Annotated in this window: 8 protein-coding genes; all 8 read left to right on the forward strand. The window is 38.4% G+C overall.

Annotation, left to right across the window (positions count from 1 at the left end):
• The first annotated feature begins 672 nt into the window (after positions 1-672).
• Positions 673-2349, forward strand: a complete 1677-nt coding sequence (locus EDD69_RS09605) for an MrcB family domain-containing protein (protein ID WP_132948750.1) — start codon at positions 673-675, stop codon at positions 2347-2349.
• Positions 2318-4813 (forward strand): restriction endonuclease-like protein, encoded by a 2496-nt coding sequence (locus EDD69_RS09610; protein WP_132948751.1) that lies wholly within the window; start codon positions 2318-2320, stop codon positions 4811-4813. The genes EDD69_RS09605 and EDD69_RS09610 overlap by 32 nt, the downstream gene beginning before the upstream one ends.
• 84 nt (positions 4814-4897) lie before the next feature.
• The gene (locus EDD69_RS09615; RefSeq protein ID WP_132948752.1) at positions 4898-5143 is read left to right on the forward strand and encodes a hypothetical protein; all 246 of its coding nucleotides are present in this window, start codon (positions 4898-4900) and stop codon (positions 5141-5143) included.
• 228 nt (positions 5144-5371) lie between these two features.
• On the forward strand, positions 5372-7834 hold the full coding sequence (gene helD / locus EDD69_RS09620; protein ID WP_132948753.1) for an RNA polymerase recycling motor HelD: 2463 nt from the start codon (positions 5372-5374) through the stop codon (positions 7832-7834).
• Positions 7835-7847: 13 nt separating this feature from the next.
• Complete coding sequence (locus tag EDD69_RS09625) at positions 7848-8447, forward strand: DUF1819 family protein (protein ID WP_132948754.1); 600 nt, start codon at positions 7848-7850, stop codon at positions 8445-8447.
• A gap of 15 nt (positions 8448-8462) precedes the next feature.
• A complete protein-coding gene (locus EDD69_RS09630; protein ID WP_132948755.1) occupies positions 8463-9002 on the forward strand; it encodes a DUF1788 domain-containing protein in 540 nt (179 codons plus the stop codon).
• A gap of 20 nt (positions 9003-9022) precedes the next feature.
• The gene (brxC, locus tag EDD69_RS09635; protein ID WP_132948756.1) at positions 9023-12574 is read left to right on the forward strand and encodes a BREX system P-loop protein BrxC; all 3552 of its coding nucleotides are present in this window, start codon (positions 9023-9025) and stop codon (positions 12572-12574) included.
• Between the two features lie 16 nt (positions 12575-12590).
• Positions 12591-16100 carry a BREX-1 system adenine-specific DNA-methyltransferase PglX gene (gene pglX / locus EDD69_RS09640; RefSeq protein WP_132948757.1) on the forward strand — a complete coding sequence of 1170 codons (3510 nt, stop codon included), beginning with the start codon at positions 12591-12593 and terminating at the stop codon, positions 16098-16100.
• Positions 16101-16204 lie beyond the last annotated feature (104 nt).

Genomic DNA, 16204 nt, shown 5'->3' on the forward strand with positions numbered 1-16204 from the left:
ATAGCATAAAGGTTTGTAGAGATTCTAGCGAGAGGGATCTATTTGTCGAAAATAGCGGGTCTTATAAGCACTATGTACTTTCCCGGGAAAGTTAGTAAGAAACTCCTGCTTCTAAATGGATTGTAGAGGAGAGGTTCCGTTATATCTTTTTTCGCGTTCTTTCGAAAGAAGTTGCTTCATAATACTCGTTTACATCAATATTCTCAAACAGCCAGAAGAGTGGGAAGCCTTCTACGAGCGCGTCATCGTTCCTTATCAACACCGGCTTCCTGCGTTTTTGGATGAGTGGAAGAAACGGAGTTTGGTGTAGGTATGTAAAGGATAATGGATAGTACTTTAGCTTAGCTGCTTCTAGTTGAAACAGCTCAAAATGTATTTATTGGGATAAAAAGAAAAGGGTGTTTTCGTTACCTGTTAACGACGGTGAAGTTGAAGAGAGCGAGTGTGCTCTCTTTTTTGTGGGAGTCTTTCTAAAGAATTTGAATTAAGTCCAAGACTTGCTAGCTCATTTGAAACTGAGGGAGCTAATACAGCTCTCTTTTCTTATGTACAAAAACTTAGCAATATAGCAGAGAACAATAGACGACTCTTTTGATGTTTTTGTAAAATGTAATACAAATATTGAAATTTTAGGACATACATTCGGATATTCCTTAAAGGAGTTCGTAAACAATGAATTTACGTGACAATCTTTTGCAAGTGATGGAACAATATTTACAAGCAAAAAGAGAGAGCATTTCTAAACATCCGATGGCTCATTTAGTTACGAATGAAATTCCAAACACAATCAAGCACTTTCATTTTATTGATCCAGAACGGTATATCGTGGAAGGATCCGTTGGTAAAGGGAATTGGGCTGCGATTCCATGGATTGCAGTGATGGACAAAACGGTCACAACGTCTACGCAAAGAGGATATTATATTGTTTATTTGTTCAGTGAAGATATGAAAAGAGTTTATCTAACTTTTGCCCAAGGGGTCACGGAAACTCCAAAAGAGGAAATGCTTCAAATCAAAGAAGAGATTCGTCAAACCATTCCAATGAGCGAAAACGTCAAAAAAGATGACGAGATTGAACTTGGCGAAAGCAAAAAAGCAAAAGATTATAAGCTGTCCGTTGCTGTTTATATCTCTTATACTTTCGAACAAATGCCGTCAGAAGAACAATTGCAACACGACCTACAGCAAATGATTCAATACTACGAAAACTATGTGGAGATCAAAACAAGTATGAAACCAATAGACAAATCTTATTCGTATGAAGCGATTACGAATCACATTCATTCTTATATTTCCAGTAAGGGTTTTTACTATACAAAAGAAGAGGTAATCAATTTATTTTTGTCATTAAAAACAAAGCCGTTTGTTATTTTATCCGGCATTTCTGGAACGGGAAAAACCAAAATCGTTCAATGGCTCGCCGAAAGCATTGGAGCGACGGAGAAAAACGGAAGATTCACCTTAATTCCCGTGCGCCCTGATTGGAATGATGGCTCTGATTTGCTTGGATATGTCGACATCAAAGGGGAATTTAAGCCAGGACCGCTTACCAAAGTAGTGCTAGAAGCGGAACAAAATGAGGAAGATCCATATTTTGTATTGCTTGATGAAATGAATTTAGCGCGGGTCGAGCATTATTTTAGCGACGTATTAAGCGTAATGGAAAGTCGGCGTTGGGAAAACGGAAAAATCGTTTCTTCTCATCTTCTTTCAAAAGAAATAGCGGGGCAAGACATCTCCCTTCCGCCAAATGTGTATATCATCGGTACGGTCAATATGGACGAAACGACCCATCCTTTCAGCAAAAAGGTGTTAGATCGCGCCAATACCATTGAGTTTAATCGTGTTCAACTCAATTATTTAGACTTTTTAAGAGAATTGAAGAAAGTTGAACCTATTCAATTAAAACAAGAGGCTTTTGCCGCTAAGTATTTACATTTGAAAGATGTTTATCAACTTTATCCGCACATGGTTGAAAAAGCAACGAATGAACTCGTCAAAATCAATGACTATTTACAACCGTTAGGAGCGCATATTGGTTATCGCGTTCGAGATGAAATTTGTTTCTACCTTGCCTATAACGAAGAAGGGCAATTGATGTCATTTGACAGCGCTTTCGACCATTGTCTACTACAAAAAATTTTGCCGCGCATTTCAGGAAGCGATGCGAGAGTGCAACGAGCGTTAGAGCAATTATTTACTTTTTGCACCAACATTGAATTAAACGGGGAATATGATGAGCTTCTTGACTTTACGTATGCCAAATATCCAAAAAGCGCTAATAAAATTTTGAACATGTTAAGGAGGTTGGCGGACGATGGCTTTACATCTTTCTGGACTGGCTCATGAGGATGTAGAGCTAGTCCGAATCGAAACAAAGGCATTGACGCTCGTGATAAAAGGAAAGCCTTATCACGAGCAATACCGGAGCCTCCATCAATATAGACAAATGGATATTCATGAGTTCATGGAGTTTTCGGTCAATGGAGAAGACATTGAAGAAGTCAGCGTATTCGATATCGAGCAACAAAAACTTGTCGAATGCTCCCAGCATCGGCCGATCTTTTTTGAAAATGGTGTCTATCAAGTCATCGTTTCTCCAAAAACAGACGGTTTGTTCACGTTTTATCACGAACATCCGCTTTTGCGAAAGGCGATTAATCGCGTTCAAATCGGTTCTCATTATGTGTTAATGGGCAATCTTCAATTTCGCAATGAAGTCGGTCTGTCGACGTTTGAAATAAGAAACGGGAATCGAACGATTTTAGAAGTGACCCTTGAAATTTTCCCGACCAAACTAAACTATAAAGAAGATTATCAAAAGCTGCTTCAAGAAGTGAGCGATGAAATTTACAATCTTGCTTTCCATTTTATAAAGAAAACATATCAACGGGCGAAAGCCAAACTCGACGGCACTCCGTCACGAAGCGAATTTTTTCGCCTCATGGAAGCGCACTTTCACGATTTTTTACAAGCGATCAATCAAATTGAGCGACAACCGCATCATCAGCTCGTTACCACGCATGTGAACGTAAGAGGAGATCAGCTCGGTCGCCTTGATCAAAAAGGAAGACAATATTTGCGAAAAAGACCGCAATTATTTTGTGAAGTGACAAATGGAATTGTCATCCATCATCGTTCTATCATGCCGATAGCGGGATTAAAAATGAAAAAAGAACTGACGTACGATACATTAGAAAATCGTTTTGTCAAATGGATGATGATACGATTGATTCATAAATTAACAGATTTATTTGAGAAAGTTCAATCCAAAAACAAACGATATGAAGCGGAACCGGATCCCGATTTGCTTGAAAAGATTGCGAACATGAAAAAGGAATTAGAAAAGAAAACAAAAAACCGATTTTGGCAACCAATCGGAAAGCTCGATCGTTCCGTGATGAGCCTTGTTTTGCAGATGGCTCCGGGTTATCGCGATGCTTTTCAAATTTATTTGATTGTGACAAGAGGCCTTGCGCTTCAAGGAAAGCTGTACCAAATGTCCGTGAAAGATGTCGCCACGTTATATGAGTACTGGACGTTTTTGAAATTAGGACAAATATTAGGGAAAAAGTATAAGCTCGTGAGTCAGGACATCATCCAGGTCAATCGCACTGGCTTGTTTGTCAACTTAGAAAAAAACCGCTCCGCGACAAGAGTATATGAACATCCGCATACAGGCGAAAAAATTGTTTTAACGTATCAAAAGTACGAAGGGAAACTGCCGACGATTCCGCAAATTCCCGATACGATGTTGGCGATTGAAAAGAAGGGAAAAGACTACACGTACAATTATATTTTCGACGCCAAATATCGCATTGATTTTGCGGTTGAAGGAAGCAGCTATCATCGAAATTATCAACTTCCAGGGCCGATGGAAGAAGATATTAACACGATGCATCGCTATCGTGATTCACTCGTTGTCCGCCACAATGGTCCGTACGAAAGAGCGGCATTTGGCGCCTATGTGTTATTCCCGTGGTACGATGAGGATGGTTACGAAGAACATAAGCTATACAAAAGCATTAATGAGGTCAATATTGGCGGACTGCCATTTTTGCCAAATGCGACACGTTTAGTCGAACAACTCATCGAGCGGCTTATCGAAAAAAGCCCAGAGGAACTGCAGAAGGAAGGGATTCTTCCAAGAGGAACAATCGAAGAATGGCAGTCTTCTTTAGATGAGAAAGTGATTGTCGGCATGGTGCCGTACGAACAAAATTATCATGCCCATCTCCAGCACCGCTTTTATCACATTCCTGTGAAGCGATTAAAAAAAGGTTGGCAAGAAGCGAAATACATTGCGCTGTATCCAAAAAAAGGAGCGGCGCCGATCAATGGGGTGACTTGCTATGGGAAAATTGTCGATGTGAAATTCGTAAAACGATTCGGGATTCATGAATTACCAAAAAATAGTTCGGAAGAGTACGTGAAATTTGAAATAGAAAGCTGGCATTTTTTAAAGAACATTGTGAGACCAGTGGGATATGGGATATCGGTCTATACGCTGACAACGTTAAACACATTAAAAGAAGCAAAAGAGCTGCCTGAATTATTTATGAAATCCAAAGAGGAAATCACTTTATGGAGAATGCTCAGGAGACTTTCCGATCGAATTCGGTTTGATTTGGATGATCGATACTTAGATAAAGCGTCAAAAATCGAAGCATATCGAATCAAAGACATCGTGATTAAATTAGCCGATCATCAGTTAGTGATTACGAAAGGGGACGAAATCAAAACGTTGCCAATGGATGACTTACTGAAACAGCCATCGATGGTGTTTAAGGAAATTTTGAGGGTGATGGGGTGAGATGATGAATGCCAGGTGATTCGCAGTATGTTATAATTCCTGATGGCAGAAACTGTGATGATCAAGATGAGGGGAGAGAACATCATGCGTTTTGACATCCGATTAGATGGCTACATCGTCAACTGTGATAAAGATCACGATGAATTTTTAGCAGCATTCACTGAGTGGCTCGAGTCAAACGGTTGGGGATACGCAGGAATGTCGCTTCCAGTGACGGAGGAAGAAGATATCGAAGCGGAAATTGAAAACATGCTGAAAAATGATCATTATAAAAAATGGGGGACTTTTTCGTTGCCTGATGATGACGAAGAGGAGGAAGAGAGCGAGTGAGCTCTCTTTTTTGATGGAGAAATGCTATAGTAGATAAGATTTTTTGAAGGAAACAATGTACCTTTGTTAATGGTAGGTATTTTGTTTGTTCGACAAAATTCTACATTTTTCGCGATATTACTTTAGTAAAATGTAATCGTGTGTAATGTGGTTACGGGGAGAGACTGGAAATATATTGTTATGAGCTTTAAAAAACTTTCAAAGTAATTAAAAACGGTGGGGATATAAATGCAAGAAATTATCCAGAAAGAACAAGAGCGGTTGGATTCTACTATATCCATTATTGATGAGTTAGTTGAGGATAAAAAACAAAAGATGAATAAGGTTGCAAATGATATTGTTGAAGCACAGCTTATTGAATATGCGAAAAAGGAAGTAAAAAAACTTCAAGATATACGACAAAATCCGTATTTCGGTCGCTTGGATTTTGAAGACGAGTTCGGAAAAGAGACAATTTATATTGGTAAAAAGGGAGTCGAAAAAGATGGTGAGCTTGTTGTCGTTGACTGGCGTACCGAATTAGGAAAACTATACAATGCTTATCAAGGGGTTCAAAAAACGTTCCAAATCGGCAAAGAAAATCGTCCTGTTACGATCAATGGAAAACGAGGAATTATAATTAAAGACGGCAAGGTTATTAAAGTTACCGATATTGGACAAACAGGAATCGTTGAAAACGAAAATGGCGAAAAAGTAAAATACATGGATGATTATTTGAAAGAAATTCTTACAAACACCGAAGAAGCTTATAAACTACGTGATATTATATCTAGTATTCAAGCCGAACAAGATGAAATTATCCGCCTGCCACTGAAAGATACGATTATCGTCCAAGGTGCGGCTGGGAGCGGAAAATCAACGATTGCACTGCATCGCATTTCATATCTTTTATATCAATATCACGAGCAAGTCAAACCGAAAGATATTCTTATTTTAGCGCCGAACGAGATTTTCTTATCTTATATTAAGGATATCGTACCGGAAATCGAAATTGAGGGGATTGAACAACGAACATTTTACGATTGGGCATCTACTTATTTTACCGATGTTCATGATATTCCTGACTTACATGAGCAATATGTACATGTATACGGATCAACGGAAAAAGAAGATTTGATAAAAATTGCCAAATATAAAGGGTCGCTTCGATTTAAAAAGCTTCTAGATGACTTTGTTGAGTACATCGGCAATACGATGATCCCGCATGGGGACGTCGTTATTGAAAGCGGGGTTATTCTTTCCAAAGAAGAAATTCATCAATTTTATCACGCAAAAGAACATTTGCCTCTCAATGTACGCATGAAAGAAGTAAAAGAGTTTATCTTAAATTGGAGCAATGAACAAATCAACATTCGCAAACAACAAATTGAGGATGAATTTGAGGAAGCGTATCGGAAATGGGTTGTAACGCTTCCGGAAGGAGAAGAAAGAAAAGCGGTATATGAGGCATTAGAAAAAGCGAAACAATTGCGAATGAAGATCTTTCAAGAGAAAATGCAGCATGAAATCTCGCTTATTGTGAAAAAGATGGAAAATATTCCTGCGTTGTTAATGTATAAATCGGTGTTCCAGAAAAAAGTATTTGAGAAATTTCATCCGGATATCGATGAAGAATTGCTAAGTCTTTTACTGAAAAACGGAAGACAAATTAAACAGGAACGTTTTATGTATGAAGATATTGCCCCGCTCATTTATTTAGATGCGAAAATCAATGGAAAAAAACTGCAGTACGAACACATTGTTATTGATGAAGCGCAAGATTATAGCCCGTTTCAACTTGCGATTATGAAAGATTATGCGAAATCGATGACGATTTTAGGCGATATTGCACAAGGAATCTTTTCTTTCTATGGACTTAACCGTTGGGAAGAAATAGAATCGTATGTTTTTAAAGAAAAAGAGTTTAAAAGACTTCACTTGCAGACAAGCTACCGTTCAACAAAACAAATTATGGATTTAGCCAACAGGGTGTTATTAAATAGCAATTATGATTTTCCGCTTGTCATTCCTGTAAACCGTCCAGGGGACGTTCCTACGATTAAGAAAGTCGAAAGCATCGGTGAGCTTTATGATGAAATAGTAAATTCGATACGATTATTTGAAGAAAAAGGTTATAAAAAAATTGCGATTTTAACAGCGTCTAAACAAGGAGCCATTGATACGTATGACCAGTTAATGAGACGTCAAATTACGCAAATGGAAGTGATTACAGAAGGAAACCAAGCGCTGAAAGAGAAAATCGTTATTATTCCTTCTTATTTAGTCAAAGGACTTGAGTTTGATGCGGTGATTATCGAAGATGTAAGCGACGAGACATTTAAAGATGAAACGCAACATGCTAAGATGTTGTATATGTCTATTACTCGTGCTCATCACGACTTACATCTATTTTATCGTGGAAATATATCGCCGCTATTGGAAGAACGAGACCCTAGCGCGCCGCCAAAACCACGTAAATCGTTTGCCGATTGGTTAATTACGGATATAAACGATCCATATGTGGAACCACAAGTGGAAGCGGTAAAGCGTGTGAAAAAGGAAGATATGATTCGATTATTTGATGACGAAGAAGAAGAGTTTGTTGAAGAAGCGTTTGAAGATGACCGCGAACGATATTACGATTTCCATGCTTGGTTAAAAGTTTGGCACCGCTGGGCGGAAATGCGAAAACAATTAGACGAAAAATCGTAAAGGTTGGGATGTAGTGTTGAAGAAATATTCCGGAGGGTTTACAGCGGAACACCTTTATAGAAATGAAATGAAAACCATTGTTCATTTACAACTACAAGGATTATCGAAAGAGGAAATAAAGAAAAAAGTTTTTGAAGGAAATTTACTTCATTGTCGCAGCGAGGCGGCAATAAAAGACCTATTTCCTCGCGTTTATCGACGAGCCGAAGTCCTTGATCAGCAGCTAAAGTTTTTTCTAATACATGGAGCACGTTCCGACCAAAACGCGCTCCTACTATATGCATTTTTAAAGCGTTTTACGTTTCCTCGTGATTTTGTTTTGGAAGTGATTCATTATAATATGAAAAAGTTTAAGTCAACGGTAACAGAAGGAAATATTCGCACGTTTTTTGAAGAAAAGGAACAGCAATATGAACAAGTGAGAAACTGGACCGATAAAACAAAATATAAACTAAAGCAAGTGATGTTAAAAATAATAGTAGATGCCGAATTGCTTGAGAAAAATGGAAACGAATACGAAATCAAACCGATTCCATTAAGCAGAGAGTTGCGTGATTACATCGAACGAAATTCGGCGTATCGCGATTTACTCATCTTAACATTAAACGAATAATATAGGAGGTTTGCAGTGGAGATTCAAAAAAAATTAGATCGGTTTTTTGAAGAAATTCAAAAAGATGAATTTTTGCAGATGAGAGGATTAGGAAATGAAGTACCGTATTTCATTTTTGATTACGAACCGGAACATGAGTTAATTGTTCGTCAATCGGTCCGATATTTTACGAATCGGACTCATTTAAACATTAAAGTGCTCAATTTATTGAAAATGGTTATTGAACTATTTGACGATATTGGATTAGAAGGGTTAAAACAATTTGAGGAAGAACAAGGAACGGAAGCTTTGTTTGACGCTTTGCGCCCAACGATCGAAGAAGAGGAGCTAGTAGACAAAATTGCCGAAGCGGCAGAACAAGCACAAATCATTTTTATCACCGGTGTTGGGAGTGTATTTCCATTAGTACGCGCTCATGAATTGCTAAATCAATTACATCCGAAAGTAACCAACGTGCCAATCGTTATTTTTTATCCGGGAACATATACAGGGCAAGGCTTGAGCCTATTTAATCGTTTCGAATCCAACGGATATTATCGGGCATTTTCTATCTAATGGACAGAGGAGGGTTCGCATTGTTACAAAACACATTTACTATTCAGGAACTTTTTATAAAGCCGATTGACCGTGAAATTAATGGGGTAGTGCAAGCGGGACAATACGACGAAAAAGTGGTTCACAGCGAATTAGAAGAATATGTTATGACGAAAGAAATCAGCGAAAATATGAAGTATTTCTTTGAAAACTACACTTATAGTTTTGACCATCCGACGACAAAAATAGGGGTATGGATTTCCGGCTTTTTTGGTTCAGGTAAATCTCATTTTCTAAAAATCTTATCTTATTTGCTTAACAACGAAACCGTATATGGCAAACGAGCGGTTGATTTCTTTGCAGAAAAAACAGATGACCAAAAATTATTAGAAATGATGCAGCGATCCGCTACGTTTGATAGCCATGCGATTTTATTTAACGTTGATTCCAAATCAGCGGGCGGCAAAAAAGATAAAGCAACTATTGTAGAAGTATTTTTAAAAGTATTTAACCAATATTTAGGATACTCTCCAACGCTTTGGATTGCCCATATCGAGCGGCAATTGGCAGACGAAGGAGTATATGAGGAATTCGTAAGACATTTTGAAGAAATAGAAGGGAAACCATGGAAGGAAGAACGGGCGCGGGTTTTATTAAAACGCAAATCGTTTATTCAGGCGTTAGCTAGATTAGGGTATGACGAAGAAACGTCGGCAGGCTTCTTGGACGCGGCTAAGAAAACGTTTGAAATCAGTTCTGAAGAATTCGCGAAAATTGTTGCAAAACACGTCAAAGAAAAAGGAGACAACTACCGCCTTACGTTCCTTGTCGACGAAATCGGTCAGTATATTGGCGATGATCCGAACCTTATGTTAAATCTACAAACCGTTGTCGAAGATTTAGGAAACTATTGCCAAGGAAAAGTGTGGGTGATTGTTACTTCTCAAGAACAAATCGATGCAGTAACAAAAATTAAAGGCGCTGACAATTTTTCTAAAATTCAAGGCCGTTTCGCAACACGTATTCACTTGACGAGCTCTAATACGGATGAAGTCATTAAACGCCGTCTATTAGAAAAAAGTCCGGCAGCTGCCGATCATTTGAAAATTGAATTTGAGCAAATCGGACAAAGTTTAAACAATACGTTAACGTTTGAAAAAGATACGTGCGTGCTTCAAAGCGGATTCAAAAATGAAGAAGAATATGCGGCGATTTATCCGTTCGTCCCATATCAAGTCGAATTGTTGCAACGGGTTTTTGATAAAGTACGCCGCCAAGGGGAGGCGGGGGCTCATTTAGCGCACGGAGAACGCTCCTTATTAAACGCCTTCCAGGAAGTTGCGTTGCAATTAAAAGACCAAGATACAAACCAATTGGCCCGTTTTTCCCAATTTTATGAAACGGTTAAACGATTTTTAAGCACCTCTGTTTCGGCGACGATCGCATCGGCAGCGAAACGCGAAGGCATCACAGAGTTTGACGTTGAAGTGTTAAAAGTGTTATTTATGATCAAGGGGATCGAGCAGATTAAAGCAACGGTGGAAAATATTACCACTTTGCTTGTTGACAGTGTAGACTGCATAAAAAATGATTTAGAAAAAGAAGTTCGCCGTTCGTTAAACCGTCTTCGCCGAAACATGTTAATTGCGGAAAATGCGGATAAAACGTTTGTGTTCTTAAGCGATGACGAACAAGAGATGAATCGCGAGATTGAACACGAACATATTAACGAAGCAAATGTCATTGATGAGTTGGGCAAAATATTTTTCGAAGATATCGTGCAAATGAAATCATATCGTTATCAAAAAACACATGACTTTGAATTCAATAAAATATTTGATACGTACACTCGCGGTGGGCGAACGAATGAACTAACCCTTCAAGTATACACGGGAGATGTCACGGAAGAACAAGCGCGAGCCGAGGCAAACTCAGGCATTTTAGTCATGCATATTCCACAAGAATTTACCGAAAAGTTTTTTGAACCGATGGAATACGCGTTGAAAATCCGATCCTATGCAAATAAAAAAATTTCAACGAGCTTAACGGAAAGACAACGTAAAATACTGGATGAAAAACGCCAACAAATCACCGAATTTGAAAAGAAAGCAAAAGAAGCGCTAGCCGAAGCGTCGTTGCATGCGACTTACTATGTTCAAGGACAAGAATACCGTTTTAACGGCAGTTTAGAAAATCAGCTGCAAAGTGCATTTGAAATTCTTGTCCGTAATACGTACAGCTACTTAAGCTATATGGAAGAGCCGGTTCCTGTCAAAAACGCGAACGATACGATTTATGAATGGGCAACAAAAGGTCTTCCAGCGAAATTAGATGGAACGTTTGCCAACCATCTTGCGTATGACACGGTGTTTCGTTTCCTTGAACAAAGCCGCAATCGGCAAATGGTGACGATGAAATTGCTTGTAGAAAAATTTAAAAGCGCGCCTTACGGCTGGAGCGAAAACGATATTGCCGGATTAGTAGCTGCTTTAATGCATGATGGAAAAATAAAATTAACGTATTTAGGAGAAAGTTTTGATACGAGTCATCCACAGTTTATTTCTTGGATTACAAAAGCGTCGGAACGCGAAAAAGTAATGATTGAGGCGCAAATCGCCATTCCAAGCCACAAACGTAAAATCGTCGTAGAAATGATGCGGGAGTTATTTAACTTCTACGATGTTGGCGAAACGTATGATGAAATTGCAAAGAACATTCGCGTGCAAATGCAAAAACATTTCTTAGAACCAATAACAGAGATGCTGAAAATAAAAGAATATGAAGATCCGCAATATCCATATCCAGGCGGCATTCAGCTCGCGAAATTAAAGAATAGCATCGAGGAATTGTTGTCTTATTCCAAGAGCGAGAATCTCGTTGAGGAATTCATTGAGTTGGATGAAGATTTGGAGGAATGGCTTGAGGATATACAAACTTTATCTGCATTTTATACAAAAACGGCCATTCGTTATTTTGATGAAAGTGTCCGTCTATTAAAAGAGCGTGCGGATGATTTAGATATCGCCAAAAATCAAACAGAAGTACAAAAAATTAAAAATCAAATTGTTTCCATCCTGACAATGGATCATCCTTATCGAGAAATTCCTAATCTACCAATCTTAAACGAGAAATTAAGAACAGAACTTACGAATTTTGTAAAGAAAGAACTGGGCGCTCAGCTCGAACAAATGGAAGAAATTCGCCGCAAGATGGAAGAGTTGAAAGAGCGGTACAGCATCGAAGAGATCAAAGCAATGGTTCAACATGAATTAGAAGAACTGCAAGCCCGTATAGAGCAGCTGAAAGATATGGACAGCATTTCCCGTGTCTATTCCTACACACAAATGGCGACAAACGATTTGCGCCGTTTGGAAGAAAAAGTGTATGAACTGTATGTACAATATCAGTCGGAAGCGAGTGACGGCGATGATCATCAAGTGGAAGTGCCAATCTCGCGATTCATCCAAGTCATGATTCCGTCTGGTCAAGTCGAAATTCGTACTGAAGATGACGTGGATCGTTTATTAGAAAAAATGAAACAGGAATTGCTAAAAGAAATTCAGAATGGAAAAGTTGTCGTCATTAAAAAGTAGAAGGAGTCAGGAGACAATGAACAAACGAGCATTAAAAGAATTTGCTGTTTATGCACGCAACGAACTACGCAATCAAATCGCCTTGCGAGCACAAGCCTTTGGGATTACTCCCGAAGGCTCTCCTACGCTTGTAACAGGTGCTGATTATGTCGAAATTAACGGCAAAAAACTGCCGTTATCTTATAAAAACGGTCTACAAAAACTGTTAAAAGAAATTGAAACAAAAGGCTATGATCAGGTGATTGAAGAAGTCGCGTATACTTGGTTTAACCGCTTAATTGCAATTCGCTTCATGGAAGTGCATAACTATTTGCCATCAAAAATTCGCGTTTTATCAAGCGAAACGAAAGGAAAAGTGGATCCGGATATTTTAACCGATTACCAATATACGGACTTGCCAGTCGATAAAGAGGAGATTGCATCTCTTTTACAACAAGGAAAGCGTGAAGAAGCGTATCGGAAGTTATTAATTGCCCAATGTAATGAATTGCATAAAATCATGCCGTTCTTATTTGAAAAGTTAGCAGACTATACAGAACTACTATTGCCAGAGTCGTTGCTTCATGTGGATTCGTTGATTAACAAACTAGGAAAAGAATTAGGAGACGAAAACTTTGAACATGTAGAGGTCATTGGTTGGTTGTATCAATATTATATTTCAGAGAAAAAAGATGAAGTATTTGCGGGATTAAAGAAAAACAAAAAAATTACAAAAGAAAACATCCCAGCCGCAACACAGCTATTTACACCTCATTGGATTGTCCGTTATATGGTGGAAAATTCGCTTGGTCATATGTGGCTCGAGTCCCATCCGGAATCCAACTTAAAAGCGGAAATGAAATATTATGTAGAGCCAGCAGAGCAAGAACCAGAGGTACAAGCGAAATTGGAAGAACTACGCAACCCAAATCTTTCACCAGAGGATATCACCGTCTTAGACCCTGCTTGCGGTTCTGGTCATATTCTTGTCTATGCCTTTGACTTGCTATACAAAATATATGAAGAACGTGGCTATCCTGCCCGTGAAATTCCGTTTCTTATTTTAGAGAAAAACTTATACGGAATTGATATTGATGATCGTGCGGCACAGTTGGCGGCATTTGCGTTAATGATGAAAGCGCGGGAGAAAACGAAAAAAGTATTTCGCCATCCGCCTGTATTGAACGTCATTTCGATACAAGAATCGAATGATATTCTCATCGATCAAGCAGCAGAATTAATTGGAGAAAACGAAACAGAAGTAGCAGCAATCAAAGAATTATTACAAACATTTATCGGTGCGAAAAACTATGGTTCCATTTTACGACCGAAAAATGTTGACTTTGATAGATATTTAAGGAAAGTCAAACAGCTTGAGCAGTCCGGAGTGCCTACCTTAGAAACGTTTGAAGTGTATGAACAGTTGAAGAAGATTAAGGCACTAATAATCCAAGCAAAGTTGTTGGCATCTCAGTATGATATCGTGGTAACGAACCCACCATATATGGGATCGAAAGGGATGAATCCACAGCTAAAAAAATATTTAAGTGATAACTATCCAAAGGGGAAAAGCGATTTATTTGCCGCGTTTATGATTCGCACGCAACATTTTACCGTCGAAAACGGATTTTCAGCGGCAATAAACCAGCATTCATGGATGTTTTTAAGCAGTTTTGAAGAATTACGAAAAGAATTTTTAAGTCACACTACTATTTATTCAATGCTTCATCTAGGAACTCGTGCTTTTGAAGAAGTTGGAGGGGAAGTTGTTCAAAGTACAAGTTTTGTATTAAGACAATCGTTCATTGCTAATTACAAAGGAAAATACGTACGATTAGTAGATTATTCGTCTTCACGAGCAAAAGAAGAAATGTTTTTATGTAAAAAAGAAAATGATATATTCGTGCGCAATCAAGAAGGTTTCAAAGATATCCCAGGTTCACCGATTGCATATTGGGCGAGTCCAAAAGTAAGGGAAATATTTAAACAAAATCCTCCATTAAAGGAATTTGCAGAGCCAAGACAAGGACTAGCAACATCAGATAATAATCGCTTTTTAAGATTATGGCATGAGGTTACTTACCAAAAAATTGGATTTGGATGTAAGTCAAGTCTGGAAGCACAAGAAAGTAAAAAGAAATGGTTTCCTTATAATAAAGGTGGAGAATTTCGAAAGTGGTATGGGAATCAAGAATATTTAGTTAATTGGGAGAATGATGGATTTGAAATAAGGAATTTGGTTGATCAAAGTGGAAAGTTACGTTCAAGACCTCAAAACACTGGATATTATTTTAAAGAAGGAATAACTTGGTCATTTGTAAGTTCAAGTAACTTTGGTGTTCGATACACCCCAAATGGGTTTATTTTCGACGTTGGAGGTTCATCTATTTTCCCTAATAACGATTGGATTTATTATGTAACAGCTTATCTATGCAGTAAGTTATCGTTTAAATTTTTGCAATATATCAATCCAACGCTTAATTTCCAGGTTGGAAATATAGGGGATTTGCCTATTGTATTTAATGAAAAAGAAAAATCTGAAATTGATAGATTAGCAATACAAAATATTAATATATCAAAGAATGATTGGGACTTTTTCGAAACCTCATGGAATTTCAAACAACACCCATTTCTCACATTTCGAGGAGAAGCAAAAACATTAGAGGAATGTTACGCCAACTGGGCAGATCATGCAGAAAAGCAGTTCCAGCAGCTGAAGAAAAATGAAGAAGAATTGAACCGCATTTTTATTGAATTATATGGTTTACAAGATGAATTGACACCGGAAGTGCCGGATGAGGAAGTAACCGTTCGCCGCGCGGATCGCGTTCGTGATGCGAAGTCATTCTTGTCTTACTGCGTTGGTTTGATGATGGGGCGTTATTCGTTAGATGTCGAAGGCCTTGCGTATGCAGGTGGTGAGTGGGACGCTTCGAAGTATAAAACATTCCAGCCTGATAAAGATGGCATCATTCCATTGACGGAAACGGCTTATTTTGAAGATGATGTCATCAGCCGCTTGCAAGAGCTATTAATCATTATGTTCGGCGAAGATACGTTAGCGGAAAATCTTCGTTGGTTAGCGGAGTCACTAACGATGAAAAGTAATGAAACACCAACGGAACGGTTGCGTCGTTATTTCTTTGATGAGTTTTATGATGATCATTGTAAAATTTATCAAAAACGTCCGATTTATTGGATGGTTGAGTCTGGTTCGAAAAAAGGTTTCCGTGCATTATTCTACTTGCACCGTTACACGCCAGAAACATTAGCAACAATGCGCTTTACGTACGTACAAAACTTACAAGAAAAACTGCGCCAAGAAGAAAAACGTCTCGAGCAAGACCTTATCAATCCAGATTTATCTTCTGCGATGAAGAAGCGTTATGAGAAGCAGTTGAAACAACTTAGAGCCCAGCAGGAAGAGCTCGTTGAATTCGATAAAAAATTAGCGGAACTTGCCAACCAACGCATTGCCTTAGATTTAGATGACGGAGTGGTTGTGAACTACGAGAAATTAAAAACGATCCTTGCGAAAATAAGATAACCACTGCAAAATGGATAGGGGGGGGAGCCCCCTATCCATTTTTTCACTTGCCATTAGATTGTCTTTCTTTAAAATAGGGAAAAGAAATACATTGAGAGTTGGTG

Origin of the sequence: Thermolongibacillus altinsuensis (assembly GCF_004341205.1) — a bacterium.
Taxonomy (GTDB): domain Bacteria; phylum Bacillota; class Bacilli; order Bacillales; family Anoxybacillaceae; genus Thermolongibacillus; species Thermolongibacillus altinsuensis.